Annotated in this window: 23 protein-coding genes; 14 read left to right on the top strand and 9 right to left on the bottom strand. The window is 66.9% G+C overall.

Going from position 1 to position 26705, the window contains the following annotated elements:
- Positions 1-90: 90 nt before the first annotated feature.
- The 3 genes from AC1C2N_RS07340 (at position 91) to AC1C2N_RS07330 (ending at position 3389) form a co-directional block, all read left to right on the top strand.
- Positions 91-825, top strand: a complete 735-nt coding sequence (locus AC1C2N_RS07340) for a histidine phosphatase family protein (RefSeq protein WP_483406230.1) — start codon at positions 91-93, stop codon at positions 823-825.
- Entirely contained in the window at positions 809-1708 is a 900-nt protein-coding gene (locus AC1C2N_RS07335; protein ID WP_495433489.1) for an NAD(P)H-hydrate dehydratase, read from the top strand. Before AC1C2N_RS07340 ends, AC1C2N_RS07335 begins: the two co-directional genes overlap by 17 nt.
- 169 nt (positions 1709-1877) lie before the next feature.
- Positions 1878-3389 (top strand): DHA2 family efflux MFS transporter permease subunit, encoded by a 1512-nt coding sequence (locus AC1C2N_RS07330; RefSeq protein WP_495433488.1) that lies wholly within the window; start codon positions 1878-1880, stop codon positions 3387-3389.
- 115 nt (positions 3390-3504) lie between these two features.
- On the opposite strand, the gene AC1C2N_RS07325 is transcribed toward AC1C2N_RS07330, so the two are convergent.
- Positions 3505-4071 carry a dihydrofolate reductase family protein gene (locus AC1C2N_RS07325; protein WP_495433487.1) on the bottom strand — a complete coding sequence of 189 codons (567 nt, stop codon included), beginning with the start codon at positions 4069-4071 and terminating at the stop codon, positions 3505-3507.
- Positions 4072-4155: 84 nt separating this feature from the next.
- Here AC1C2N_RS07325 and AC1C2N_RS07320 point away from each other — a divergent pair, with 84 nt between their 5' ends.
- The gene (locus AC1C2N_RS07320) at positions 4156-4440 is read left to right on the top strand and encodes a GNAT family N-acetyltransferase (protein WP_495433486.1); all 285 of its coding nucleotides are present in this window, start codon (positions 4156-4158) and stop codon (positions 4438-4440) included.
- A gap of 182 nt (positions 4441-4622) precedes the next feature.
- Here AC1C2N_RS07320 and AC1C2N_RS07315 read toward each other — a convergent pair whose 3' ends face one another.
- Positions 4623-8204: a TM0106 family RecB-like putative nuclease gene (locus AC1C2N_RS07315; protein ID WP_495433485.1), complete on the bottom strand. Its 3582-nt coding sequence runs from the start codon at positions 8202-8204 to the stop codon at positions 4623-4625.
- Positions 8205-8228: 24 nt separating this feature from the next.
- Positions 8229-9176, bottom strand: a complete 948-nt coding sequence (locus tag AC1C2N_RS07310) for a Ppx/GppA phosphatase family protein (RefSeq protein ID WP_495433484.1) — start codon at positions 9174-9176, stop codon at positions 8229-8231.
- A 261-nt stretch (positions 9177-9437) separates the two neighbouring features.
- On the opposite strand from AC1C2N_RS07310, the gene AC1C2N_RS07305 reads away from it, so the two are divergent.
- From AC1C2N_RS07305 to AC1C2N_RS07290, 4 genes are all read left to right on the top strand, one after another.
- Complete coding sequence (locus AC1C2N_RS07305) at positions 9438-10058, top strand: class I SAM-dependent methyltransferase (RefSeq protein ID WP_495433483.1); 621 nt, start codon at positions 9438-9440, stop codon at positions 10056-10058.
- Positions 10059-10120: 62 nt separating this feature from the next.
- Positions 10121-10282: a hypothetical protein gene (locus AC1C2N_RS07300; protein ID WP_483406238.1), complete on the top strand. Its 162-nt coding sequence runs from the start codon at positions 10121-10123 to the stop codon at positions 10280-10282.
- Between the two features lie 196 nt (positions 10283-10478).
- Positions 10479-13985 (top strand): DEAD/DEAH box helicase, encoded by a 3507-nt coding sequence (locus AC1C2N_RS07295; protein WP_495433482.1) that lies wholly within the window; start codon positions 10479-10481, stop codon positions 13983-13985.
- 126 nt (positions 13986-14111) lie between these two features.
- Positions 14112-14822: a TetR/AcrR family transcriptional regulator gene (locus AC1C2N_RS07290; protein WP_495433481.1), complete on the top strand. Its 711-nt coding sequence runs from the start codon at positions 14112-14114 to the stop codon at positions 14820-14822.
- Positions 14823-14978: 156 nt separating this feature from the next.
- On the opposite strand, the gene AC1C2N_RS07285 is transcribed toward AC1C2N_RS07290, so the two are convergent.
- A complete protein-coding gene (locus AC1C2N_RS07285) occupies positions 14979-15770 on the bottom strand; it encodes a siderophore-interacting protein (RefSeq protein ID WP_495433480.1) in 792 nt (263 codons plus the stop codon).
- Positions 15771-15898: 128 nt separating this feature from the next.
- On the opposite strand from AC1C2N_RS07285, the gene AC1C2N_RS07280 reads away from it, so the two are divergent.
- The 6 genes from AC1C2N_RS07280 to AC1C2N_RS07255 all read left to right on the top strand — a co-directional run bounded on the left by AC1C2N_RS07280 (position 15899) and on the right by AC1C2N_RS07255 (position 21481).
- On the top strand, positions 15899-16852 hold the full coding sequence (locus tag AC1C2N_RS07280) for a siderophore ABC transporter substrate-binding protein (RefSeq protein ID WP_495433479.1): 954 nt from the start codon (positions 15899-15901) through the stop codon (positions 16850-16852).
- Positions 16853-16902: 50 nt separating this feature from the next.
- Positions 16903-17922 (top strand): ABC transporter permease, encoded by a 1020-nt coding sequence (locus tag AC1C2N_RS07275; RefSeq protein WP_495433477.1) that lies wholly within the window; start codon positions 16903-16905, stop codon positions 17920-17922.
- Positions 17912-18913, top strand: a complete 1002-nt coding sequence (locus tag AC1C2N_RS07270) for an iron chelate uptake ABC transporter family permease subunit (RefSeq protein ID WP_495433476.1) — start codon at positions 17912-17914, stop codon at positions 18911-18913. Before AC1C2N_RS07275 ends, AC1C2N_RS07270 begins: the two co-directional genes overlap by 11 nt.
- Complete coding sequence (locus AC1C2N_RS07265) at positions 18910-19668, top strand: iron ABC transporter ATP-binding protein (RefSeq protein ID WP_495433475.1); 759 nt, start codon at positions 18910-18912, stop codon at positions 19666-19668. Before AC1C2N_RS07270 ends, AC1C2N_RS07265 begins: the two co-directional genes overlap by 4 nt.
- Positions 19669-19767: 99 nt before the next feature.
- Positions 19768-20883: a Gfo/Idh/MocA family protein gene (locus tag AC1C2N_RS07260; RefSeq protein WP_495433473.1), complete on the top strand. Its 1116-nt coding sequence runs from the start codon at positions 19768-19770 to the stop codon at positions 20881-20883.
- 178 nt (positions 20884-21061) lie between these two features.
- Positions 21062-21481 carry a pilus assembly protein CpaE gene (locus AC1C2N_RS07255; protein ID WP_495433472.1) on the top strand — a complete coding sequence of 140 codons (420 nt, stop codon included), beginning with the start codon at positions 21062-21064 and terminating at the stop codon, positions 21479-21481.
- A gap of 167 nt (positions 21482-21648) precedes the next feature.
- Here the strand turns inward: AC1C2N_RS07255 and AC1C2N_RS07250 are convergent, their stop codons facing one another.
- The 5 genes from AC1C2N_RS07250 to AC1C2N_RS07230 form a co-directional block, all read right to left on the bottom strand.
- Entirely contained in the window at positions 21649-24207 is a 2559-nt protein-coding gene (locus tag AC1C2N_RS07250) for an ATP-dependent Clp protease ATP-binding subunit (protein WP_495433471.1), read from the bottom strand.
- A 105-nt stretch (positions 24208-24312) separates the two neighbouring features.
- The gene (locus AC1C2N_RS07245) at positions 24313-25200 is read right to left on the bottom strand and encodes a ComEA family DNA-binding protein (RefSeq protein WP_495433470.1); all 888 of its coding nucleotides are present in this window, start codon (positions 25198-25200) and stop codon (positions 24313-24315) included.
- Between the two features lie 6 nt (positions 25201-25206).
- Entirely contained in the window at positions 25207-25704 is a 498-nt protein-coding gene (locus tag AC1C2N_RS07240; RefSeq protein WP_495433469.1) for a hypothetical protein, read from the bottom strand.
- The gene (locus AC1C2N_RS07235; protein WP_495433468.1) at positions 25701-26441 is read right to left on the bottom strand and encodes a 4Fe-4S single cluster domain-containing protein; all 741 of its coding nucleotides are present in this window, start codon (positions 26439-26441) and stop codon (positions 25701-25703) included. Before AC1C2N_RS07235 ends, AC1C2N_RS07240 begins: the two co-directional genes overlap by 4 nt.
- Positions 26438-26650 carry a DUF2997 domain-containing protein gene (locus AC1C2N_RS07230; protein ID WP_495433467.1) on the bottom strand — a complete coding sequence of 71 codons (213 nt, stop codon included), beginning with the start codon at positions 26648-26650 and terminating at the stop codon, positions 26438-26440. The genes AC1C2N_RS07235 and AC1C2N_RS07230 overlap by 4 nt, the downstream gene beginning before the upstream one ends.
- Positions 26651-26705 lie beyond the last annotated feature (55 nt).

Raw genomic sequence — 26705 nt, 5'->3', positions numbered from 1 at the left:
TCCCACCGACGTACTGGCGGCATCCGTTGATGAAATCAAGCCCCCCGCGCTACTTGTGCCTGTGGGTGGTGGCTGTCCTAGTCTTGCGGCATGACTGCAACCCAACTGTGGCTCGTGCGGCACGGCGAGAGCACGGCGAACGTGATCGCGACCGAGGCTCAGCGGGCGGGACTCGAGGCGATAGCGGTTGAACACCGGGATGCCGATGTTCCCCTGTCGGATGCCGGTATCCAGCAGGCAGAGGCGCTCGGTTCGTGGCTCCGAGCGGCGGAGGGCACACCTCAGTCCGTGTGGAGTTCGCCATACCTTCGCGCGCAGCAGACCATCGCCATCGCGATCGAGGAGTCGGGGCGGCCGCTGCCCATCCTCGTCGACGAGCGGCTGCGGGACCGTGAACTCGGGATCCTCGACGCGCTCACTGCGCACGGCGTCGACGTCCGGCTGCCGGACGAGGCCGCGCGGCGACGCTGGCTCGGCAAGTTCTACTACCGCCCACCCGGAGGCGAGTCGTGGACGGATGTCGTGCTTCGGGTACGTTCCTTCCTGCGCGACCTCGATTCGTCGAGCGACGGCGGCCCGGTGCTCATCGCCGCCCATGACGCCGTCGTGATGGTGTTTCTCTACGTCTGCCTCGGCTGGTCCGAGCGGGAACTCCTCGACTTCGCCTCGACCCACACCGTGCTCAACGCCTCGGTCACCCTGCTGTCGAGAGAAGCGGGCGACGCGCGATGGACACTCGATGTGTTTTCACACGACGACCACCTGGAGGCGCTCGGCGCCCCGGTAACCCGACACGGAGGAGACAGCAATGTCCAGCCCATCTGAATCGACGGATGCCGCCACGCCGGCTGGTGAGGTCGTGGTCACTCCGAACCTTCTCCGTGACTGGGCATTGCCCGACGCCGGGGAGTCCAAGTACGGCCGCGGCACAGTGCTCGTTGTCGGGGGCGCCAGGCGCTCCCCCGGTGCGACGATGCTCTCCGGGATGGCGGCGCTCCGGGTCGGCGCGGGGCGACTAACCCTCGCGATCGCCGACTCGGTGGCCTCGGCCGTCGCGGTTGCCGTGCCCGAGTGCGGAATCGTCCCGCTCCCCGAAACCGACGGCACCGTCTCCGGTGAGGGCATCGCGACAGCGGAGCACGATCTCGAAACCTCTGACGCTGTGCTCGTCGGACCCGGCCTCGACGATCCTGACCAGCTCGAGGTGATGCTCAACGCGCTTCCACCCCTGGTGGGCGACGAGACCGTCGTCGTGCTCGACGCGTTCGCGCTCGGCGTCCTCCCCCGCGTTCCCGACGCCGTCAGTGCGCTCGCCGGTCGGCTCGTGTTGACGCCGAACAAGGAGGAAGCCGCGCGCTTGCTCGAACGGGACCTCAGCGACGACCTCGCCGCCGACATCGCGGAGATCTCCCAACGGTACGGCGCGGTTGTCACCTGCTACGACGCGATTGCGCACCCGGACGGCCGGATCTGGCGCACGGGAAGCGGAGGCGGCGGTCTCGCCACCTCGGGAAGCGGCGATGTCCTCGCCGGCGCGATCGTCGGGCTGTGCGCCCGGGGCGCTTCGCTCGAGCAAGCTGCGGTGTGGGCGACCCACGCCCATGCCGCCGCCGGTGACCGGCTCGCCGTGCAGGTGGGTCCGCTCGGATTCCTCGCGCGGGAGCTGCTCGACGAGTTGCCCCGGGTGCTCGTCGAGATCAACGGGTAGTCGCGGAGTTTTCGGTCGACGGAAAATTATTCCCGCGAGTCGGGAATAGCTTGGCGTTCCCTGTCGTTGCGGCTACGGCGACGTCGATCAGGCGTTCGCATCGCACTCTGGCCCCCACGGTCCTGAAAGCTCGTCGAGCCTCGCGCCCGACCCCCAAGATTGGACCCTCGTGAACGAACGTGCCCCTCTCCTCGATGGCTCGGTAGCGTCATCCGCTGCCCCCATCACTCCTGACCACACCGCCCGTAACCGGCGCGTGATCTGGTTGCTGCTCGCCGCGACCTTCGTCGTGATCCTCAACGAGACGATCATGGGCGTCGCGATCAACGAGCTGATGCTCGATCTCGACATCGACGCCCGCGCTGCCCAGTGGCTCACGACGGCGTTCCTGCTCACCATGGCGATCGTCATCCCGATCACCGGGTTCCTGCTGCAGCGCTTTCACACGCGACCGATCTTCATCACAGCGATGAGCCTCTTCTCGGTCGGCACACTCCTCGCCGCTCTCTCCCCCAACTTCGAGGTACTGCTCGGCGCACGCGTCGTGCAGGCGTCGGGTACCGCGATCATGATTCCGCTCCTCATGACGACGATCATGACGCTCATCCCGGTTGCACAGCGCGGCCGCATGATGGGAAGCGTCTCCATCGTCATTTCGGTGGCACCCGCCATCGGCCCGACGGTGTCCGGCATGATCCTCAACGCCCTGAGCTGGCGCTGGATGTTCTGGATCGTCCTGCCCATCGCTCTCGTCATGCTCGTCATCGGCATCAAGCGGGTTGAGAACGTGTCGGAGCCCGAGCGCGTTCCGCTCGACGTGTTGTCGGTGCTCCTCTCGGCCTTCGGTTTCGGCGGCCTCATTTACGGCCTCAGCCGGATTGGCGAAAGCGCCCCCGCAGACGCCACAGCGGCGGAGCAGGCCACGGCGACAATGCCGATGTGGATCGCCCTCGGTATCGGCGTTCTCGGCCTCGCCTCGTTCGTCTGGCGACAGCTGCGCCTGCAGCGCACCGACAACGCGCTGCTCGACCTGCGCACCTTCCGCTCAGCGAACTTCAGCGTCTCGCTCCTCGTGATGGTCGTCAGCATGGCCGCGCTGTTCGGCACGATCATCCTGCTGCCCATCTACATGCAGCAGGTCCTCGGACTCGAACCGGTCGAGACCGGCCTGATGCTCCTGCCCGGCGGGCTCCTGATGGGACTCCTCGCACCGTTCGTCGGCCGCCTCTACGACAGGGTCGGTCCGAGGCCGCTCCTCATCCCCGGCACGATCGTCGTGAGCGTCGCACTGTGGGCACTCGCCATGGTCGGTGAATCGACATCCCCCATGTACCTGCTCGGCGCTCACCTCGTGCTGAGCCTCGGGCTCGCGTTCCTGTTCACGCCGCTGTTCACCTCAGCGCTCGGTTCGGTGAACCCGCACCTCTACTCACACGCCTCCGCGACAGTCAGCACCGTGCAGCAGGTCGCCGGCGCCGCCGGGACCGCCCTGTTCATCACCCTGATGTCGACAACGACGGCAGCTCTCGCGAGCGACGGAGCATCGGATGTCGCGGCTGCGGCGGGCGGTGTGCAGTCGGCTTTCATGGTCGGCGCGATCATCTCGCTGCTCGCCATCGTCGGAGCGATCTTCGTGAAGAAGCCGGCTGACGTGCCCGAGGGTATGCCGGTCGGGCACTGATCCTCCAGCGATCAACAGCACTCAACAACAGCACTCAACGGCGAAGGGCCGGTCAGGATTCTGACCGGCCCTTCGCCGTGTCATTACCGACGTGTCACCGCGGTGTCGATCCAGGTCACGCCCCCGCTCGCAGCACCCGATAAGTTGCCTGGGTGAAGCCAGCGCCGAGCTCGCGCGTCGCGGTCAGTTCGAGCGCCACATCGCTCTCGAGCGGACCGAACAGCGGGATCCCGCTTCCGATGAGTACCGGCGCAACGCTGATCGTGATCTCATCCAGCAGCCCCGCACGCAGGAACGTCGACACGGTCTTACCCCCATCGACGTAGATTCTCGTAATTCCCTCCCGCGCGAGCGTCTCGAGCACATCGTCGAGCGACCGGTGCACCGTGGCGTCCGGCCACTCGGTGCTCTCAAGTGACGTGCTCAGGATGAGGAGCCGCTTGCCCGCGTACGGGTACTCCTCAAACTCCTTGACCACGTCGTGCGTACCTCGGCCCATCACCAGCGCACCGACCGAGGCAAAGAAGTCGTCGTACCCGGTATCCCCGAGCGTTTCACCACGACCGACCAGCCAGTCAAGACCGCCGTCCTCACGCGCGATGAAACCGTCAACGCTCGTTGCAAGAAAAGCGGATGCCGTCAGGCCGTTGTCGCTGTGGTTGCCGTTGTTCGTTGCGTTCATGCCGACACGCTACTCGCAGCATCCGACTCCCGAAAGTGGCTTCACCCCGCCCTCGCGGTCAGGCTCCGGGATTACTCTTAACGGATGCCATCCACCCTCGCCCACGAACCCGACGCGAACCGGTACACACTGCGGATCGGCGACGAGCTCGTGTGCATCGCCGACTACTCGACGCGTCCCGGCGCCATCTATTTCACCCACACGTACACAACCCCGGCACGCCGCGGCAATGGCTACGCGGCCGAACTCATCGATTTCGCGATGAAGGACATCGAGTCGCGGTCAGACGACCGTGTGGTTCCGGTCTGCTCGTTCGTTGTTGACTGGTTCTCCGATCACCCGGAGCGCCGCGGGCTTCTGTCGCGCTGACGCCGAGCCCCGGACTTTAACCGCGCGTCGGCACCGGTTCCCGCTCGGCCGCCGACCGTGCTTCCGATTCGGCATCCGATTCTGGTAGCGGGTTCGGCCCTGACTGCGACTCAGACCGTGACTGCGCCTTAGAGCGTGACTGGGCCTTAGAGCGTGACTGGGCCTTAGAGCCTGACTGCGGCTCAGACCGTGACTGCGATCTCGGACTCCACCCGCGGCTCCAATCCTGATTGCGAACCGAGCTCGTGCTCCGACTCCGCCAGGGTGATGAACGCGCTGAGTTCCGCGACCTCCTTCGCGGTGACGGGGAGGTAGTCGGTGAGGGCGGGCGAGTACACGAGCCAGGCCGCCCACTTCGCCCGCGAGATGGCGACATTGAGCCGGTTCTTGAGGATGAGAAAGCCCATCCCCCGCGGCACATCCGCGGCACTGGACGCGGCCAGCGTCATGATCGCGACGGCGGCTTCCTGGCCCTGGAATTTGTCGACGGTGCCGACTCGAACGTCGCCGAACCCCGCCTCAGCGAGCGCCTCTCGGACCTCGGCCACCTGTGCGTTGTACGGCGAGACCACGATGACGTCCGCCTGCTCGAGCGGACCGGCAGGGCGCGCCTCGGTGGGGTCCGTCCATGCCCGGCCGATGACGGAGCGGACAATCTCGACCACACGGTTCGCTTCCTCTCGTGAGTATGTGGCGTTTCCGGTGTGTTCGCCCCGCTCCACGTGGAGTCCGGGTTCGACGCCCTCGAGCCGTCGCGTCGAGGCGACCTCGTGAGCCCGTAGTTCTCCCTCGTAGGACAGCCTCGACACCGGTGCCGTGACGGCGGGGTGCATGCGCCTCGACTCCGCGAGGAAGTACCCGAGTTCGGGCGGCAGCACGTCGTGTCCGTCGCTCACCCAGCCGAGTGCGGAGGTGTCGATGGGTTCGGGGTGGAGCCCCTGACTCACCTGCGGCAGTTGCTGCGGGTCACCGAGGAGAAGGAGATTGCGTGCCGCGACACTCGCGGCGATGGTGAACGCGAGCGAATACTGACCGGCTTCATCGATGACCAGGAGGTCGAGCGAGTGCCGGGGGAACCGCGCCTTGTTGCTGAAGTCCCAGGCCGTCCCGCCGAGGACGAATCCACTCTCCTCGCGCTCGGCGGCAAACATCAGCTGTCCGTTCGACTCCAGCTGGGTGTACGCAACGTCGGTGGCATCCGCACCGCTCTTCTGCACCTTGCCGACGAGACCGCCGCCGAGCCCAGCTTTGACGACCGCGGTGAGCAGGTTCTCCACAACCGCGTGTGACTGCGCGACGACGCCAATCTTCCAGCCGTGGTCGTTCACGAGCGCGGTGATCACGTGCGCGCCGAGGTAGGTCTTACCGGTGCCAGGCGGACCCTGGACAGCAAGGTACGAGGCATCAAGATCGAGCAGGGACGCCGTCACGGCGTCGATACGCTCACCCGTGACCGGCGCCAGGCGGCCGCTTCGTGTGCGGGGAGCTGTGCGGCGCAGAATGTCGACGACCGGGTCTTTCGGCCACTGGGGCTGGGCGTCGACGATGGCCTGCGCCCACTCTTCGATCGCCGGCTTCTGCTGCCCCGCTGGTGGCGGAGCACCCGGGGTCAGAGCGATGGGAACGGCGTCGTACGGTTCGACGCCCGCGGGCGTCGTCTCTTCGACGAGCGCGCCGCGGTCGTCGACCTCGAGCACGCGAACAGCCCTGGGCACACGCGCCCCGGGATCGCCGACCTTGGCGTCGAACGGGCGACCCTCGTACTCGTAAACGATGTACGGACCCGCCGATTCGCCGGGTTTGACGCTGCTGCCGGGGCCCCACTGCCCGGTGAGCCTCAACCAGCGGCGATCGTTCTTCTGCCTGCCCTCACGGAACCAGGGTTTCTCAACGCTGACACCGCCGGGCGCAACGATGAGGACATCGCGGGTGTCTGCCCAATCGCCGACATCCTGAACCAGCCGCGCAAAGTGCCCCCACCAGAAGCTCTTTTGTTCGCGCTGGTGGTAGTCGAGCGCGGCAGCGGCGAACGCGGCAGCGGTCTCGTCTGCGCTGCGCCCCGCGGCAAGCCGGTCGCCGGCGAGGCCGAGCAGCGCGTACCGCAGGGGCGACGGCTCAACATCAGGAACCGAGTCTTTTGCTTCGTGCAGGGTTCCGGGAAGGACGCCGTTCTCGCGGGCACGCTCAATGAGCCAGTTACGCAGTCGCACCGTCGAGACACAGTCGTACCGGTTGTAGTCGGCGATCTCGTCGAGCTTCTTCTGACCCGCTACGGCGTCGCCGGTCGCGATCAGGTGTTGTGCGTCGGCGTACTCCGTGATCGAATCAGCGGCGTTGGTGACGCCATCCTGGTTGCGGATCTCGTCGCCCATGTAGAGCGGCTCGAGCTTTTTGATCGAGTATGACCTCGACCCGACGCGGATGCTCTTCTTGACCATGGGGTACAGGTCGACGAGCACATTCTCCCGCAACAGCGCGTCAACCTCTTCTTCGCCGACGCCGTGCCGAGCCGCGATCGACGAAAGATGCGTCCGCTCGTATGAGGCGTAGTGGTAGATATGCAGATTCGGGAATGTCCGACGGCGCTCGGCGACAAAGTCGAGGAACTGCCTCAACGCGACGCGTTCCTCGGCGAAGCTGTGGGCCCAGAATGCCGTGAAGTTCTCGTCGTTGTCGACGAGGCCGAACAGGTAGTCGAGCCCCCAGGAGTGACCGTCGCCCTCGGTGTACAGCGGGTCGCCCTCGAAGTCGAAGTAAATGTCACCGGCATCCGGTTGCGGCAGCGCCGCGAGCGCCTCGGGGTGGAACACGCGAACGGGTGGCGGGCTGTGATCCTCGGGGCTCGACGGCCCGTGCAGCTGAAGGTCGGCCTGCAGTTTGAGGCCGGCGAGGGTGGAGTCGCCAATCCCGTCGATGCTCGCCCCGGAATACGCGGCAAGCTGTTCGATCGTCGTGATGCCGGCATTCGCGAGTCGCGCACGCTGGGTGACGCGCATGCCGGCGACGAGGAGCACGTCGCGGCTGGCCTGGATCTCGAGCTCGCAGGTTTCACACCGGCCACAAATGGAGTACCGCGCGTCGCCCCAGGCAATGGCATCCGTCTCGGCGATGCGCTCGGCGATGATGCGGGCGAGCCGCTGCTTGCGCTTGCGGTACACCGGCAGGATGTCGCTGACCCTGTGCTCGCTCGTGGTGCCGTTGCCCAGCAGGAGCTCGACGGTGTCTGCCGCCGCCACCCCGCGATTCTCGAGCTGTTCGACGTACGCGGCCAGCTGCAGCAGCGCCGTGACCTTCGCGGACCTGGCCAGCTTGGTGTCTTGCACGAGATACCTGCCGTCTGGCCTGCGCACGATGAAGTCGGCAAACCCCACGAAGGTACCGTCGAAGAAGGTGGCCTGGAAGACGACGTCAGCCTCGCTGGCGAATGCCCGGTCTGTGGCGGCGACAGCGGCCTCGAGGGCGTCTCGGGTCATCTTGTCTGGCCGCTTGATCTCCGCGACTCCGTCGCCGAACTCGGCGCGATAGGTATCGAGCACCCTTGCCTCGTGTTCGTCTCCGAGCCGGCCGGTGCGGGCCAGCATGGCGTCGGCTTTCTCATCGACCTTCTCGGCGCGGCCGAGCTTCGCATCGAGCTTGCGGAGGAACGCGAATTCGCACTTCGACGCCGCTGTGAGGTCGCTGGCGCTGGTGACTAGTGAGTCGTCGAGGAAGAACACGTACCCTCCGATGGTCGGTGCTTTGAGGCTAGCGGCAGCGACCGACATCGGGCTGGGCGACTTCCACTCCGGCTACTCCAGTGCGAGGGCCACTCCGTCGAGGATGTCGTGCTCGCTCGTGAGCACATCGGTCAGCGGATGCCCGCTGGCTTCCGTGAGATCCCGAACTCTGCGAAGCACCTCCGCCCAGATCACCGCGCCAGCCGGAAGAACATCCACCCGACCCTCGACCAGGTACGGCAGGGCAGCGCGTTGTTCCCGCGGCATCCGCACCAGCTCGTCACACGCGGCGAGCACGGCATCGAGGGGCAGCCGCGTCCCGTTGATCGCCACCGGGTCATAGCCGGGCAGGCGAAGCGCGTGCGCCGTGATCGTCGTGACGGTTCCCGCAACACCGAGAACCACGGATGCCGCCGCCAGGTCGACGACGCGACCCGCCTGCTCGAGAGCGGAGCGCACGTCGCCGGCGAGCGCGTCCCTCTCCGCATCAGACATGGGGTCGCCGGGCGAATGCCGCTCGGTGAGCCGCACGGACCCGACCTCCATCGACACCGCGGACACCGGGTGCGAATCGCCGAGGACCAGTTCGGTCGAGCCGCCACCGAGGTCGACGACGAGACGCATGCCCTCGTCGCGGTCGGCCGGTGCGAGTGCACTGAGGGCGCCGGTGAACGACAGTTCGGCCTCCTCGCGACCGTCGATGACCTCGGGTTCCACCCCGAGGATCTCGCGAACCGGGCCCAGGAAATCGTCGCGATTGGCGGCATCCCGGGTCGCACTCGTCGCAACGAATCGCAGCCGCTCAACCCCGTGCTCGCGGCACAGTTCGGCGTAGCGCCGGGTCACGGCGAGGGTGCGGTCGAGGGCGTCGGTGGCGAACCGGCCGGTCCGGTCGACGCCCTGGCCGAGCCGCACGATTTCCAGGGTCCTGACCACGTCGGTCAGGTGCCCCCGCTCAACATCGGCGATGAGCAGGCGGATCGAGTTGGTTCCGCAGTCGATGGCGGCGACTCGGGTCATGGGCGGCTCCCTGGGTGGATCGGGTTGGGCTGGGTTTACGGAGTTGGGTGGGCGGCGGGACGGGTTCGGGTGGGCGGCGGACGGGTGGATCGGGCAGCGACGCGGGCGCCCGATCGCCGAGCGCTGCAGTTCCATGCCCGCGCTACAGAAGTATCTGCAGCCCACGCATGGAACTGTAGCCGTCGACGAGACGTCGGGCACCGGGCACCCGGCCCGCACTCCAGCGCGCACCCAGCACCGCGCGATTAGGCTGAGCGGGCCATGACCACAGCACACGACCAGGACGCACTCGACGAGCAGACCCGCCGTCTCGTCGGCGCGCTTCACGGCCGCGTGCTGGAAATCGGCGCCGGCAACGGCGAGAACTTCGACATTCTCGCGAGCGGGATCGACTGGGTCGGCCTCGAACCGAACCCCAAACGGCTCGACGAACTCGCCTACGAAGCCGACCGCAACGGCCACAGTGCCCCGCCCCTGAACGCGAAGGCCGAGAACATCCCCCTCCCGGATGCCAGCGTCGACGCCGTTCTCGGAACCCTCGTCCTGTGCTCGGTCGCCGACACCGATCGCGTGCTCGCCGAGGTCGAGCGGGTGCTCAAGCCCGGCGGCTCCTTCGTTTTCGTCGAGCACGTTGGAGCGCCGCCCCGCACTTTCCGCCGCGCCGCCCAGCGGATCGCCGCCCCGTTCATGAAGCTCGCCGCCGGCGGGTGCGACCCTGTCCGCGACACCGAATCCCGGATCCGCGCCTCCCGCCTCGCCCTGACGGAGATCGAGCACTACGACCTGCCTGGCACGCTCGGCGTCAGCGTGCCGTTCATCGCCGGCCGCGCCGTCAAACCGGTCGAGTCGGTCACGCCGTCAGAGTCCGCGCAACCCGTATAGCACTCGAACCCCGCCGGAGTCTCGCCCTTCCACTGGAGCTTTCGGGCGGTTAGCGTTGGGTCATGACTGATCACGAGAACGCCAAGTCCGACGACCTCTCCACCGCGAACTCGGAGGAGTCCCCCAGCCAGCCAGCCGAGAACCTGCCTGACGGCTCGGGTTCGGACAACCCGAACAAGGGCGACACCGACCGCGACACGGTTTCGGGTGGCCCCGCAGACTAACTGCGCTCGCGCCCTCACGCGCAACCACCGACGAACGGATGCCGCCCGCGATCACCGCTGGCGGCATCCGTTTGTCTGCCCCCGGTTCTCCGACCGCCACCGAGCCAGATCGGCACCGATACAGCCCTCAGCGAACGGATGCCGCCTGCTCGCCACCACGCGGCTGCCTGTCAGTGGCGCGTGAGAACATTGACGTATGACGTCGACCGCAACTCCCCTGGTCGATGTGACCGACATCATCCGGCTCGTCGGCAACTCGGCGTTCAACCGAGCGGCTGTCTATGCCCGCAACGGCGCCGTTCTCAAGGTCAACTGGAACTCAGACACGAGCCGCCTGACCGGCACCGTCCAGGGCACAGACTTTGAGCCGTACCTCTGCAAGGTCAACCTGGCCGCCGGAAGCAAGAGCTACAGTCGTCCCACATCGAGCACCTGCACCTGCCCGCTCGGCGGTGCGTGCAAGCACGTGGCCGCGACCCTGCTCGCGAGCAACGCCGCCCGGGTGAAGCAGCTCAATGCCGGCTCGGCCGCGAGCGCACGCACCAGTGACGACGAGTGGGCCGACGAAGCACCCTCGGTTGAAGACAGCTGGCTTGAACGGCAGATGCGCGAAGCCGACGAGTGGGCTGGCATCGAACACCGCCCGCTGAGACCTGTGGCGAAAGAGCCATCCGGTCCGCCGCAGCCCGCGTGGAAAACCGCGGTGAGCGCCCTGACCGGCGACGCGACGGCATCCGCCCCGCTCACCCACACGATGATGGGCCTGCAGTTCGAGCTCCGCGAGCAGACGCCGCGCACCCAGCACCGGTGGAACGGCCCCACCGCCAAGACGGCGAAGTCGACGAGCGGAATCAGCGAGTACCGGCTCGGTGTTCGCCCGGTCATCCGCAACGGCAAGGGCAACTGGGTCCGCACCAACGTGGGCTGGAACACCTTCAGCTACCAGGTCAACCGGCTCGGCCTTCAGCCCGACCAGCACCGCTGGTTCGGCCAGTTCTCGGCGCTGCACCGCGCCACCCGTGAGGTCTACGTGGGCGGCCAGGAACTCGACTGGCTCTACCTCGACGATTTCCACAGCCCGCTGCTCTGGACCCTGCTCGCCGAGGGCAGGCGCCTCGGCATCGAAATGCTCGGTGCCAAGAAGGATGCAACGGTCACGATCGGCAGCGAAGCGAGCGTCACTCTCGACGCACGCACCGACAGCGACGACCTCCGCCTCGAGACCACCCTCATCATCGACGGCGTCGAGTATCCGGCCTCGGACGCCGGCAGCATCGGCAACCACGGCGTCTACAGCTACGCCCTCGAACCCGTGCCGTCGTTCACCCTCGCGCCGACGAAGTCCCCGCTGACCGACGAGCAACGCCGCCTCATCGGCAAGCCGTCGACCGTCATCGTCCCCGCCGACGACATCGGCGAGTTCCTCACCGAGTTCTACCCGAAACTCCGGCGGTCCATCGCGATCACCTCTTCCGACGAGACGGTCGCGCTGCCCGAGGTCGAGCCGCCGACGCTCGTGCTCACCGCCACCTTTGGCGCGAAGCACACGCTCTCGCTCGACTGGGGCTGGGAGTACGCCGAGGGAAGTTCGGTCAGACGGATGCCGCTGGCCGCGTCCCCGTCCGACGCGAGTCTCCGCGACACCGAGACCGAACTCGCCGTGGCACAGACCGCCATGCGGATCCTGCGGCCGGCCCCGCTCGCTCCCGTCGCCCTGCAGGGCCTCGACGCCGCCGAGTTCACCGACAAGGTGCTGCCGCAGATCGAAGCGGCCGACGGCATCCGCGTCGATGTCATCGGTGAGCGCCCCGACTACCGCGAACTGACCGAGACCCCGAAGCTCAAGGTCACCACCGTTGAGACCGACCAGCGCGACTGGTTCGACCTCGGCGTCGTGATCACGATCGACGGCCAGAACATTCCGTTCGGGCCGCTGTTCAAAGCGCTGTCGAAGGGGCAGAAGAAGCTCCTGCTCGTCGACAACAGTTACCTCTCGCTTGAGCAGCCCGAGTTCCAGCAGCTGCACGACCTCATTGAAGAGGCTCGCTCGCTGGCCGAGTGGGACACCGGCCTGCGGATCAGCCGGTACCAGTCCAGCCTCTGGGACGACCTCGAAGACCTCGCAGACGAGAGTGAACAGGCCGCGAGCTGGCGGGCATCCGTTACCGGGCTTCGCGAGCTCACGAGCGTCGAGCAGACGCCGCTGCCCGCCGGCCTCCAGGCGAACCTCCGGCCGTACCAGCACGACGGTTTCAACTGGCTCGCGTTCCTCTGGAAGCACCAGCTCGGCGGCGTGCTCGCCGACGACATGGGCCTCGGCAAGACGCTGCAGGCGCTCGCGCTCATCGCGCACGCCAAGGAGACGGCACAGCCTGGCACGCATCGCCCGTTCCTCGTCGTCGCACCGACGAGCGTCGTCTCCAACTGGCAGCTCGAGGCCAAGCGGTTCGCTCCAGACCTCAAGGTCGTGGTGGTGACCTCGACGCGGGCGAAACGGCCCCGCGCCGCCCAGATCGCCGACGCAGACATCGTCATCACGTCGTACACGCTGATGCGGCTCGATTTCGACGAGTACCTCGACCGCGAGTGGGCCGGGCTGATCTTCGACGAGGCCCAGTTCCTCAAGAACCGCACCTCGCGCGTGCACCAGGCCGCTCGCGACCTCCGCGCTCCGTTCAAACTCGCCATCACCGGAACCCCGATGGAGAACAACCTCCTCGAGCTCTGGTCGCTGTTCGCGATCGTTGCACCCGGCCTGTTCCCCTCGGCGAAGAAATTCACCGATGCATACGCGAAGCCCATCGAAAAGGGATCGAACGACGAACTTCTCCCCCGCCTGCGCCGTCGCATCCGCCCGCTGATGATGCGCCGGACGAAGGAACTCGTCGCGAACGACCTGCCAGCGAAGCAGGAGCAGGTGCTCGCGATCGACCTCAACCCGAAGCACAGGAAGCTCTACGACACGTTCCTGCAGCGTGAGCGGCAGAAGCTGCTCGGCCTGCTCGGTGACATGGACAAGAACCGGTTTATCGTGTTCCGTTCGCTGACCCTGCTGCGGATGCTGTCGCTCGACGCCTCGCTCGTCGACGAGCAGTACTCAAACGTGCCGTCGTCGAAGCTCGACGCGCTGTTCGAGCACCTCGAAGACGTTGTCGCCGAGGGGCACCGCGCGCTCATCTTCAGCCAGTTCACGTCGTTCCTGCAGAAGGCGGCGGCCCGGCTCGACGAGCAGGGCATCCCGTACGCGTACCTGGACGGTTCGACGACGAAGCGAGCGGATGTCATCGCGAGCTTCAAGGAGGGCGAGGCACCGGTCTTCCTCATCAGCCTCAAGGCGGGCGGGTTCGGTCTCAACCTCACCGAGGCCGACTACGTGTTCCTGCTCGACCCGTGGTGGAACCCCGCGAGCGAGGCCCAGGCCGTCGACCGCACGCACCGGATCGGGCAGACCAAGAACGTCATGGTCTACCGGATGGTCGCGAACGGCACCATCGAGGAGAAGGTCATGAAGCTCAAGGAGCAGAAGGCCAAGCTGTTCAGTTCGGTGATGGACGACGACGCCGTCTTCAGCTCTGCGCTCACGGCCGACGACATCCGTGGTCTGCTCGAAGAGCCTGAGGAGCCGACGGCGATCGAGAGGGCCGCCGAAGAGTTCGCCGTTGTCGATGCCGAGCGGCGCTCCCGCTGGGTCTCCGTCGAGTAGGCGTCGCTGCACCCCTCGGTTACGCCGTCGACTGCACCCGGCGGCTTGGCCGGCTGTTGGCCGTCGGTTACCGTACCCCCCGGTCGAGGGGTATGTGTCCATGGCATCCCGGCCTAGGCTGTGTAAATGTTGGGCCACGACAGATCGGACACCCCGCCTCAGGCAGTGCGCGAGCGCCTCGCCGACGCGGCCTACCCGCTGCTCGACGAAGCGGGCGTCCATGAGACTGGCATCCACGACACGGCCGAAACGCAAGGCCGACGGGCATCCGGAGTATCGGGAGACGACCGCGAATTCTCGCTGAACGACGACGTCGCCGGGGCCGCGAAGGGCGGTCCGGAGTGGACATTCGGAATCGTCTCGGCCGGCGCGCAACGGCGCGGAACGACCCCCGAGAGCAGGTTGCTCGCCATTTTCGACGTCTTCGACGAGTGGTTTACGCGCCACGACCACGAGGCGCAGACGTTCATCAGCGTGCTTCTCGACATGGAGCCGGCCCACTCGTCGGGGCGCGTCAGCATCATCCACCTCGACCGCATCCGGCTGTTCGTCCTCAGCCTCGCCCGCCAGGCGGGGCTCGTCGACGTCGAGGAGTTCGCCCTCTCGTGGCACATCCTGATGAAGGGCGCGATCCTCAACGCTGCCGACGGCGACACACGCGCTGCCACCCGGTCACGCGAGATGGGGCGCGACCTCATCGCCAGGTTCTCTCCCGGCAGCATCCGCGCGGAGCGGGCAAGCGACGCCTACGACGACGTTGACTGGGAAGTCGAGGATGCCGTGGCCGCGCGTCGGCCACGCGTCGACTCCAGCATGTCGTTCGAGGACTACCACTGAGCCGAGCGGTGCGGTGCTCCCGGGCGGGCGCATCGCCGAGCGCGGCACATCCATGCCCGCGCTACAGAAGCTTCTGCAGCCTGAGCATGGATGTGCAGCGCTCGAGCCCGCACCCGTGCCTGCACCCGTGCCTGAGCCCGCGAATGCCACGACGGCTCAGTGCGGGGCGTGGTACTCGGCTTCCCCGCGCTTCCAGTAGCCCTTGACGACCGCCGTCGCCGGATCGAGGCCCCACCGGTCGAAGAACAGGGCGCGCCCGGGCTTCATCACCGACTGCTCGGCGGCGATGAACGCGAAGATATCCCCGGGGGGCCGGTCTGCTTCGGTGAGAGCGTCGAGGGCCAGGCCGAGTGTTGAGCCCTCCTCGGCCCGCCCGCGATGCACCCAGCGCAGCTGAACTCCGTCCGGGGTTGCGAGATTCTGCTCACTCGCGGCATCCGGGACTTCGACGACGACCTGGCCAACGGCATCCGCCGTCATCGCGCCAGTGAAGCGCTTGATCGCCGGGAGGGCTGATTCGTCGCCGGCGAGGAACCAGCCGTCGGGGGCGCCGTCGAGCACGAGCGACCCTCGCGGGCCGCCGATCCCGACGGTGGCGCCGACCGGAGCGGTTGCCGCCCAGGGGGCCGCGACCCCGGCATCGCCGTGGAGCACGAACTCAAGATCGAGGATCCCTGCCTCGGCATCCCACGACAACGGGGTGTATTCACGACTGATCCCGACGGAGCGGACCGCGGCAGGGTCAAGGCCGGCGAGGGCATCCGGCGCACTCTCGCGGTTGGGGAAGAAGACGCGAATGTGGTCGTCCGAGCCGAGCGATCCGAAGCCGCGGAGATCGGCGCCCTCGAACCTGAGACGGACATAAGACGACGTCAACCACTCACGGCGGGTCAGGCGGGCGGTGCGAAAGACAAGCTCGCGGGGTGAGCGGGTGAGCGAGAAGGTCATGGCACTCCGAGGTCGACAGACTGAATACTTTTAGGTTAGCCTAACCTACAGAACGCCTCCCGGCTCCGAGCCGCCTCGGGCTTCCCACCGGCCGAACGGCCCATCCCCCCACGAACTGGAGTTCTCCAATGACCCATGCCCGCACGCGCATTTTCTCGCTCGGCGTCCTCGCTCTCTCCGGCGCTCTTGCCCTCTCCGGGTGCGGCTCCGCTCCGGCCGAACCGGCGCCGACGAAGGCCGCGGCCACCGAGATCGATGTCGAGCACGTGCAGGGAACCACCGAGGTTCCGCTGAACCCCGAGACCGTCATTACCTTCGACATGGCCTCCCTCGACACGCTCGACGCGCTCGGCGTGAAGGTCGACGGGCTGCCGCAGCAGAACGTTCCCGAGTACCTCAGCGAGTACGCGGGCGAGGAGTACCTCAACGCCGGCACGCTGTTCGAGCCGGATTACGAAGCCGTCAACGCGGCCGAGCCCGACCTCATCATCGTCGCGAACCGCTCCGCTGCGGCGTACGAGGAACTCAGCAAGATTGCCCCGACGATCGACCTCACCCTCGACTGGGAGAACTACCTCCCGAGCTTCCGCACCAACGTTGAGACCCTCGCCAGCATCTTCGAGAAGGAGGACGAGGCCACCACGGCCCTCGAGGAGATCGACTCGAAGATCGACGAGGCGAAGGAACAGGCAACGGATGCCGGCACCGGCCTGATCGTGATGACCAACGCCGGTGAGATCACCGCCTACGGCAGCGGATCGCGGTTCGGCTGGCTGCACGACGAGCTCGGCCTGACGCCGGCCATCGACGACGTCGAGGCCGCGACCCACGGTGACCCGGTCTCTCCCGAGTTCATCCTCGAGACCAACCCGGACTGGCTGCTCGTCATCGACCGTGACGCCGCGGTCGGCGAGAGCGGTTCGACAGCGCAGCAGGTGCTCGACAACGAGGTCATCGCTGGGACCACCGCGTGGCAGAACGACCAGGTCCTCTACCTCGACAGTGTTCCGTTCTACGTTGTCATGAGCGGTCTTGGCGCGGTCAACCAGATGGTCGACCAGATCACGGACGGCCTGAAGTAATTTCCGCTCCGACCGGCACCGAAGCGCCCTCCTCGACCGGGGGCGCTTCGGTGCGCCAGAAATCGGTGGTCCGGAAATTCGGGCGCACGGCCTCCCGGCACCGATCGGCGCTCCTGCTGACCGGCGCCGGCATCGCCGTCATGCTGCTCGCGGCGCTCAGCACCTTCATCGGCGTGAGCGATGTTTCGCCACTGAGCCTTCTCGAGGGCGGGCCCGACGGCAAGGCCGCTCAACTGCTCGTCGTGAGCCGCATCCCCCGCACCCTCGCTCTCGTGCTCACCGGCATCGCCATGTCGATCGTTGGCCTCATCATGCAGATGCTCGTCCGCAACAAGTTCGTCGAGCCGTCAACAACCGGAACCGCGGAATCTGCTGCGCTCGGCCTGCTCGTCGTCACGATTTTCGCGCCAACCCTGCCGCTCTTCGGCAAGATGGTCGTCGCAGCGGTCTTCGCCCTCGCCGGCACCGGGCTGTTTCTGCTGATCCTGCGCCGTATCCCGGTGCGCTCGATCGTGCTCGTGCCGCTCGTCGGCATCATGCTCGGTGGGGTGATCGGCGCCGTCACCACCTTCTTCGCGTACCGGCTTGACCTGCTACAGACGCTCGGCACGTGGATGACCGGCGACTTCTCCGGCATCCTGCGCGGACGGTATGAGCTGCTCTGGCTCGCCCTCGCGATGACGGCGATCGCCTGGATCGCCGCCGACCGGTTCACCGTCGTTGGCCTCGGCCAGGAGTTCACCACCAACCTCGGCCTGCACTACGGCCGCGTGCTCGCGCTCGGCCTCACCATCGTCTCCGTCGTCACCGCCATCGTGATTGTGACCGCTGGCGTCATACCCTTCCTCGGGCTCATCGTGCCCAACATCGTGAGTATCGCCAGAGGCGACAACGTGCGCCGCTCCATCCCCTGGGTCGCGATGCTCGGCGCGGGCTTCGTGCTCGTCTGCGACATCATCGGTCGCGTGCTCCGGTTCCCCTACGAGATCCCGCTGGGCATCGTCGTCGGCGTGATCGGCTCTGTGCTGTTCCTCTACCTGCTGCTGCGGAGGCCGTCCCGTGCCCACTGACACCCTCGCCCCGAGCCGAACCGACACGGTTCTCGCCTACACCCGTCGTCCGGGCGTGCGACTCTGGATCCTCGCGGTCCTGGCTGCGGCATCCGTCGTCGTCTTTCTCACGGTTGGCATCACGGGCAGCTGGGACTTCGCGGTGCCGTTTCGGGCCCGCAAGGTTTACGCCATGGTGCTCGTCGCGTTCGCGATCGGGGTGTCGACTGTGCTGTTCCAGACCATCACGGACAACCGCATTCTCACGCCGTCGATCATGGGTTTCGACTCGCTCTACCTGCTGATCCAGACGCTCGTCGTGTTCGTATTCGGTGCATCCGCGCTCGCGACCGCTGACGAGCAGGTGAAGTGGGTGGTCGAGGTCGCGGTCATGGTGGCGTTCTCGACGCTGCTGTTTCGCTGGATCTTCGCGGGCGCCAAACGCAGCATCTACCTGCTCGTTCTCGTCGGAATCGTCTTCGGCACGCTCTTTCGCAGCCTCTCGTCGATGATGCAGCGGATGCTTGATCCAGCGTCGTTCGCGGTGCTCGCGGATGCCTCCTTCGCCAGTTTCAACGCGGTCGACGTCGAACTCATGCTGCTGGCGGCGATCGCAATCCTGCTGGTCAGTCTCGTGGGGATCCGGATGATGCGGGTGTTCGACGTGATCGGACTCGGGGAGAGCCACGCGATCGGGCTGGGTGTGAACCATCGCCGGGTCGTGACGGTCATGCTCGTGCTCATCGCGGTGCTCGTTTCGGTGTCGACAGCACTGGTCGGACCGATCACCTTCTTCGGGCTCATTGTGTCGAACCTGGCCTACACGCTGCTCGGCTCGTCGCGGCACGCGCTCGTGCTGCCGGCGACGGTACTGCTCGGTGTGATCTGCCTCGTCGGTGGACAGTTCATTCTTGAGCACGTGTTCGCGCTGGACACGGCGCTGAGCGTTGTGATCGAGTTTGCCGGCGGCATCCTGTTTCTTGTTCTGCTGTTGAAAAGAGGAGTGCGATGATCTCGATCTCGCGAGTGACGAAGCGATACGGCCGGCAGGCGGTCGTCGACGATGTGTCGCTTGAGCTTGGCGGGTGCGGGGTGACGTCGATCATCGGGCCCAACGGGGCAGGCAAGTCCACGTTGCTCTCGATGATCGGGCGGCTGCTGCCGGTCGACAGCGGGTCCATCTCGATCGACGGGCTCGACGTGAAAACGACGTCGGGGTCGGTGCTCGCGACGAAGGTCGCGGTGTTGAGGCAGGACAACCACCTCGCTGCGCGACTGACCGTGCAGGATCTCGTGTCATTTGGGCGTTACCCGTACTCGAAGGGGCGGCTCACCACCGTCGACCGCGACGCGATCGCCCGTGCGATCGGCTACCTCGACCTGACCCCGTTCGTGGACCGGTTCCTCGACGAGCTGTCCGGCGGGCAGCGGCAGCGCGCGTTCATCGCGATGGTCATCGCTCAGGACACCGACTATGTTCTGCTCGACGAGCCGCTCAACAACCTCGACCTGCGGCACGCCGTCGAGATTATGAAGCTGCTGCGGACCGCGGCCGACGACATGGGCAAGCGCATCGTGCTGGTGATGCATGACATCAACTTCGCGTCCGTGTACTCCGACGAGATCGTCGCAATGCGCGACGGCCGCGTAGTGCTGCACGGTACGTCGGAGTCCGTCATGCGGTCCGAGGTGCTGAGCTCGATCTACGACGTCGACATCGATGTGCGGGAAGTCGACGGGGAGCGGATCGGGTATTACTACCGGTAGACGGCCCGCACCAGCCACAATGGGACCAGCCCGCACCCCGGTGCATCGCCGAGCGCGGCAGATGCATGCCCGCGCTACAGAAGCTTCTGCAGCCTGAGCATGGATGTGCAGCGCTCGAGCCTGAGCCTGAGCCTGAGCCTGAGCCTGAGCCTGAGCCTGAGCCTGAGCCTGAGCCTGCGCTCGCGCCCGCACGTGCGCCCGAGCCGCACCCGAGAGGACCCCGTGACCACCATCGCGATCATCGGCGCCGGCTACATGGGCCGCACCCACGTGGCCGCATTCGCCGCGCTCGGCCACGCCGACGACATCGCGTACGTCTGCAGCCCGACGGCCGTTACCCTCGCCGACGCCCCGAACGCGCAGTACGTCTCGGACCTCGGCATCGTGCTCGCCGACCCCGCCGTCGACGTCGTCTCGATCTGCACCCCGACCCCCACCCACAGGGACATCGCGGTCCGAGCACTGGGAGCGGGCAAGCACGTGCTGCTCGAGAAGCCCATCGCCCTCTCGATTCTCGACGCGCTCGCAATTTCCGCCGCGGCCCGCCTGAGCGGGCGCATCCTCATGGTCGCGCACGTCGTCCGGTTCTTCGAGGGCTACCGTCGCGCCCGCGCCGACGTCGACGCGGGCCTGATTGGCACGGTGCTCTCGGCGCGCGCCCGACGGCTCATCACCAAACCAGGCCCGGGCTGGTGGTACGACGACGCAAAGTCGGGCGGGGCGGTCGTCGACGTCGGCATCCACGACTTCGACCAGCTCAACCTCTTTCTCGGCACACCGATCGCCGTCACGGCCCGCGCACGCGACGCACTCGGCCCGATCGAGACCACCGTCGACTACGAGTCGGGTGCTCTCGGCCAGGTGCTGACCTTCGCCGACCTGCCCGACGGCGCACCGTTCACCACGGGACTTGAGCTTCTCGGCAACGACGGGCTGCTCGACTACGATTTCGCAGCGGATGCCCCCACCGCGTCGACACCGGACTCGGGCGTCAACTCGTATCGGCTGGCCACACCCAGCGGCAGCGCAACCGACACCCTGTCGAGGCTCGATCACTACACCCGGCAGGCGGAGTACTTCCTCGAGTGCGTCCGAAACGGGAACGACCCCGTGTTCTGCCCGACGGCATCCGCAGTTCTCGCGCTCGACGTCGCACTCGCCGCCCGCCAGTCGCTTCTCAGCGGCGAGACGGTGCTGCTCGAGGCGCGCGCCTGACGCCCGCCACGCGCTGGAACGAGTTCGCCACGCGAAATCCGTCGTTCCAGTCGCGCGATTACGTCGTATGAACCGCTATTCGACGTAATCGCGCAACCGGAAGCGGCAATCGAGCGGATGCCGGGGCGCGGGTTCACACTTTCACCCAATACTCACCAACGAGTGCCACGATGCATCCATGACCGTCACGACGACCTCCCGCGAACTGGCCCAGCAGCTCCGCGACGCCGGGCTCGGCTGGATCCCGGAATCGGGCGACCAGTTCTGCCTCGACGCCGCAGAATTCGACGGCGAAGTGTTCACGGTGAGCGACATGACCATCGAGCCGCACGACTACGACTCGGGCACGATCCTCGGCTTCAACGGAACCACCGAGTGGGCGCTCGACTCGGTCGCCCTCGAGAACACCCTCTGGCTGCCGCGCGAGGACCAGCTGCGCGAACTGCTCGGCTCCACGTTCAGCTTCCTGCTGCGGGTCGACGACATGTACGCCGTCGAGATCGACCGCGGCGGTGAGACGTTGCGATTCGACGCGGCGACGGTTCCGGATGCCTATGCGCTCGCGGTCCTCGGAGTGCTCAGCGCGCAGACCGCCTGACACGAGCGGCGGCAACAGCGACCGCTCGCCGCAGGCACACGGCATCCGCTCGCCCCAAGCGCAGGCACACGGCATCCGCTCGCCCCAAGCGCAGGCACACGGCATCCGTTCGCAGGCACAAAAAAGACCGCCACCGCACAAGCGGTGGCGGTCTATTTCAGCAGTGCTTACGCGGCCAGCTGGGCCTCGAACGCCCTGGACGTGACGGAGAGCTCCTCTCCGGCGACGCCCACTTCGATGATCGAGCCGGCGGGAAGCTCGGCGTCGACCATGAGTCCGGCGATCCGGTCGTCAACCTCGCGCTGGATGAGCCTGCGCAACGGGCGAGCACCGAATTCGGGCTCGTACCCGTGCGTGGCGATCCAGTCGACGGCACCATCGCTGACACTCAGCGTCAGGCCCTGCGCGGCGAGCCGCTCGGTGGTCTTGGCGAGCATCAGGCGAACGATCTCGTGCAGTTGCTCGAGGGTGAGCTTCTGGAAGAGAACGATCTCGTCGATCCGGTTGAGGAACTCGGGACGCATCGCCTCACGCAGCTTGCCCATCACCCTGTCGCGCAGCGCCTTCTCCGATCCGAAGCCTGTGCTGTCGTTGGCAGCATCGGCGACGAAACCGAGGGCGCCGCTGCGGCTCGCGAGGAACTCGGAACCGATGTTCGACGTCATGATGATGACCGTGTTGCGGAAGTCGACGGTGCGACCCTGCCCATCGGTCAGACGCCCGTCGTCGAGCACCTGCAGGAGCAGGTTGAACACGTCGGGGTGCGCCTTTTCGATCTCGTCGAGGAGAACGACCGAGTACGGGTTACGGCGAACACGTTCGGTGAGCTGCCCGGCCTCGTCGTAACCGACGTAGCCCGGAGGAGCACCGACGAGTCGCGACACTGTGTGCCGCTCGCCGAACTCGCTCATGTCGAAGCGAACCATGGCCGAGTCGTCACCGAACAGCGAGAAGGCGAGAGCCTTCGCGAGTTCGGTCTTGCCGACACCGGTCGGGCCGAGGAACAGGAAACTGCCCACTGGGCGGTTCGGGTCCCCCATCCCCGTTCGGTTGCGGCGCACGGCCTTCGCGATCGACGTGACGGCGTCATCCTGGCCGATCACCCGCTGGTGCAGCTCGGCCTCGAGGTGACCCAGGCGCTGCCGGTCACTCTGCGTGATCCGGTGTGCCGGGATCCCCGTCGCACGCGAAATGATCTCCGCGATCTGGCCTTCGTCGATAACCGTGTCGACAACGGATGCCGTCCCTGACGATTCCGCAGACGCGATTCGCTTGGTCAGCTCCTCGATTTCGTCGCGGATGCGGGAGGCCTCCTCGTACTTCTCGGCGGCGACAGCCGTGTTCTTCGACGCTTCGAGAACTGCAAGCTGTGCGTGCAGTTCACTCGTGTCGACGACGGGGCCGCGGCGAAGACGCAACCGTGCGCCGGCCTGGTCGATCAGGTCGATCGCCTTGTCCGGCAGGAACCTGTCGGTGACATACCGGGCGGACAGGTCAACGGCGGCCTTGAGGGCCTCGTCGGTGTAGGTCACACCGTGGAACTCCTCGTAGCTTCCGCGCAACCCCTGAAGGATGCGCTCAGCGTCTTCGACACTGGGCTCGTCGACGTGTACCGGCTGGAAGCGACGTTCGAGAGCCGAGTCCTTCTCGATGCGGCGGTACTCCTTGAGCGTCGTCGCACCGATGAGGTGCAGGTCGCCGCGGGCGAGTCGCGGCTTGAGGATGTTTCCGGCATCCATTCCGCCGCTCTCTCCCCCGCCGCCGGCACCGACAACGGTGTGCAGCTCGTCGAGGAAGATGATCAGCTCGCCCTTGTGCGCGGTGATCTCGTCGACGAGTTTCGTGAGTCGCTCCTCGAAGTCTCCGCGGTAGCGGGTGCCACCGACCATCGACGCAAGGTCGAGCGAGATGAGTCGCTTGTCCTCGAGCAGGCTCGGCACTTCGTGGTCGACGATCGCTCGCGCGATTCCCTCGACGACAGCGGTCTTACCGACGCCGGCTTCACCGATCAACACTGGGTTGTTCTTGGTGCGACGCGAGAGGATCTCGAGGGTCTGCGCGATTTCGTCAGCCCGACCGATCACCGGGTCGAGTTCGCCGTTCCGGGCGAGCTCGGTGAGGTCGGTGCCGAACTGGTCGAGCATCGGGGTGTCGCTCGAGGCTGCGCCGTTCGACTGGGCCATCGGCTGCCCGGTGCGGGCTGCCTCGTGAACGGCCTGCAGCGACTGCGGGGTGACGCCGAAGGACGTCAGCAACTGGCCGGCGATGGCCTCCTGGTTGACGACGAACGCAAAGAAGAGGTGTTCGGGGTCGATGTAGGTCGAGCCAAACGCACGGGCCACCTGGTGGGCGTCGAGCAGGGCTCGTTGCGCGGCCGACGTGAGCGAGGGAGCGGCCGAGGTCGACCCGTCACTCTTGTCGGGAAGTCGTTGTTCTGCGGCATCAGCGAGAGCGGCCGGATCGGTACCGATGGCACGGAGAGTGTCCGCGATCGGGGCCGTCTCGACGAGCACGCGGAGAATGTGCAGCGCGTCGACTTCGGTGTGGCCGTGCGCGATCGCGAATCGGGCCGCCTCAGCGAGCACTGCGTGGGTTCGCCGGCTGAGCAGCCTGGTCATGTCGACGCTGCGTCCCGACTGTGCGGAGCGCTGTCCCTGCAAATAACGAGCGAGGAACTCGTCGAACGATTCGCTGCCGGAGCCGGCAGGACCGAAGAATGTAGGCAATGCAACCTCCTGTTACGTGAGTAATGATCACTCAACTTAACGCTGGGGGCGCCCGCCTATTCCCGTGCTGGGAGAAACCTGAGTCGGGGCAACTCAACTTTGAAATCAGTAGTCGACACGGCGGCCGAATGTGCGGGGAGCACGCGGCCGTGGAGAGCAGAATGCCGCGTCGCGGAGCCGCACCAGCTCGTGCGGCTGGAGTCCAGCGGAGGACGCGAAGTCGTCGAGCGAGACGAAGCCGCCGCGTCTGGTCCGGTCGGCGACGACAGTCCTGGCGAGATCGCGATCCATGCCGGGGAGCTTCGCCAGCGCACGCTGGTTCGCGGTGTTCACGTCGACCAGCCCCACCTCGTCCTCTGCCACCCGGGAAGGAGCGCTCCGGCCGACCGACGCTGTGGAACCCACGGAATCCGTGGCGGCAGCATCCGCCCGCGACCGGGTCGCCGCCGTACTGCGCTTCGCTCGTGTGCGACGTTTCCGCGCTGGCGGTGCCGCCGTCGCGACGGGCGCTGATCCGTCGACGTAATCGGCCTTCGACGTTCCCATCGCGCCGAGCAACCGCTCGGCTTCCTCCGGCATCGTTTGGCTCTCGCGCGCCGCGGTGGAGTTCCGTCCCTTTTTCGCGGCCCTGGGCCCACCGACGAAGGTGAGGCCGGCCTCACGCCGCGCCCACAACAATCGGAGCCACGCGTCGTTGACGATCAGCCCGTGCAGCAGGGCGACGAGAGAGAGGCAGCCCTGCGCAACATCTCCCGCCGCACCGTCCGGGATGTGTACGACGAGCGCTGCGACCGCGTACACGATTGCCGCGATCTGCCAGGAACGCTTTCGGCCGATGAGGGCAAGCAGGCCGAACCCGATCCAGGCCAGCGCGCCGGCCGGCGCAAGGAGCAGCACCAGCCACGAACTCGCCCACAGCATCCACCGGCGGGACGGTTCGTTCTCCTCGGTCGACGGCGCCGCTCGCCGTGCACGCTTCCTGGCCTGTGCCATCGTTCGCTACGCGTCCGTGCGGACGTTGAGCACCATGGTCACTGTGTCATCGCTTTCGCGGGTTTCCGACACGAGGTCGAACCCGGCGCCGTCAGCGCGCATCCGGATTTTCTCGGCGACCGCCTGCTGCACCCGTGCGGCGTATTCCGCATCGAGTCGCTCCACGAGTTCGGTTGCACTCGCGACGGTAACGGAACGGCCCTCGACGTGGGCCTCCCAGACGCCATCGTCGGTGAGCGACATCGTCAGCACCCCACCGTCGACCTCTGCGGTCACTCTGGTCTGCGACACCTCGACGGCCGTCGCACCGATACCGGCCAGCGCGTCACCGAGCAAGGTGCTGTCCTTCATGCGGGTGCGTACCCTCACCTCCGGTGACGATCCGGATCCAGAGTTCGCCGACCTGCCGTTGGCCGCGGTGATCGCGGCACCGAGTGCGCCGACCCCGCCGGCGGCAGCTGCCGCTCCCAGCGCGATGGGGAGGAGGACAAGAGTGACACTCATGCGCGTCTCGCTTTCGTTACGGGGCGGTCCTGGCGGGGCCCGAGGTCGTGGAGCAGGTCTTCGAGCGCCGCGGCATCCGCCCAGCCGTTCACATCGATGCGCCCGTCGGGACGAATGCGGATCTCGAGCCTGTCGAGGCCGCCGTCGCGTTCGATGGCGGCGACCGCGTCGGCGTACGCGGGTGTGAGGGCACGGATGCCCTGGTTGGTCGAGCCGAGCCACGGCCTCACCGGGTCGGGCCTGTCGCGCAGGTACGGACCGTCGATGAGCAGGTCGGTAGCGGCGAGCAGGCGGGAGATATCCGGCCGCGACCTGGACCACCCGGTGAGCCGGTCGAGCGGGTATCCCGTGAACGTCATCACCGTCAGCCCCGCTGCGCGGAAGGCCTCAGCGATCGTCGCGAGCGCGGCGGCCTGGTCGAAAGGTTCGCCACCGAGAAGCGTGATTCCCTCGACGCCGGCGCCGACGGCATCCGCCACAAAGCTCTCAGCGAGATCAGCGGGGTTCCCGATCATCCCGCCGCGCTCAGCCCAGAGCTGCGGGTTGAAGCACCCGGGGCAGCGCACGCTGCAGCCCTGGACCCAGAGCGCCGAGCGCAGGCCTGGGCCCTCCGCAGCGGTGCTCGGAAGAAACCGCGACCAGCGGAGCGCGTCGGCAGGACGCTCGAGCGGCTCGACCGTGCCGAGCTCGCTGCCACGCTCACCCCCGGCTGTCCGCGGCGCGGCAAGCAGGGTCACCTGGCGCCATCCCAGTTGTGCGACGCGTTCTCCTGCTGCGCGGCGGTCTGCGAATACGCCTCGGTGAACGACGACGAGGTCGCTTCGGCATCGAGCAGGTCCTCGAGCACAGCGATGTAGTCGAGGCACTCCTGGCCGTACATGCCTATGGTTTCGGCGTGCACGGTTCCGTCGGTGCGCACCTGCACGATGAGCTGCTTGTCGGTCATTCGTGGTCCTCGTTGTCCTGATGGTCAGAAGCTGGTGTTGGGATGGGGTGAAACG

The organism is Mycetocola sp. Y791 (assembly GCF_059445325.1).
This window is presented reverse-complemented; position numbering and strand designations above follow the sequence as displayed.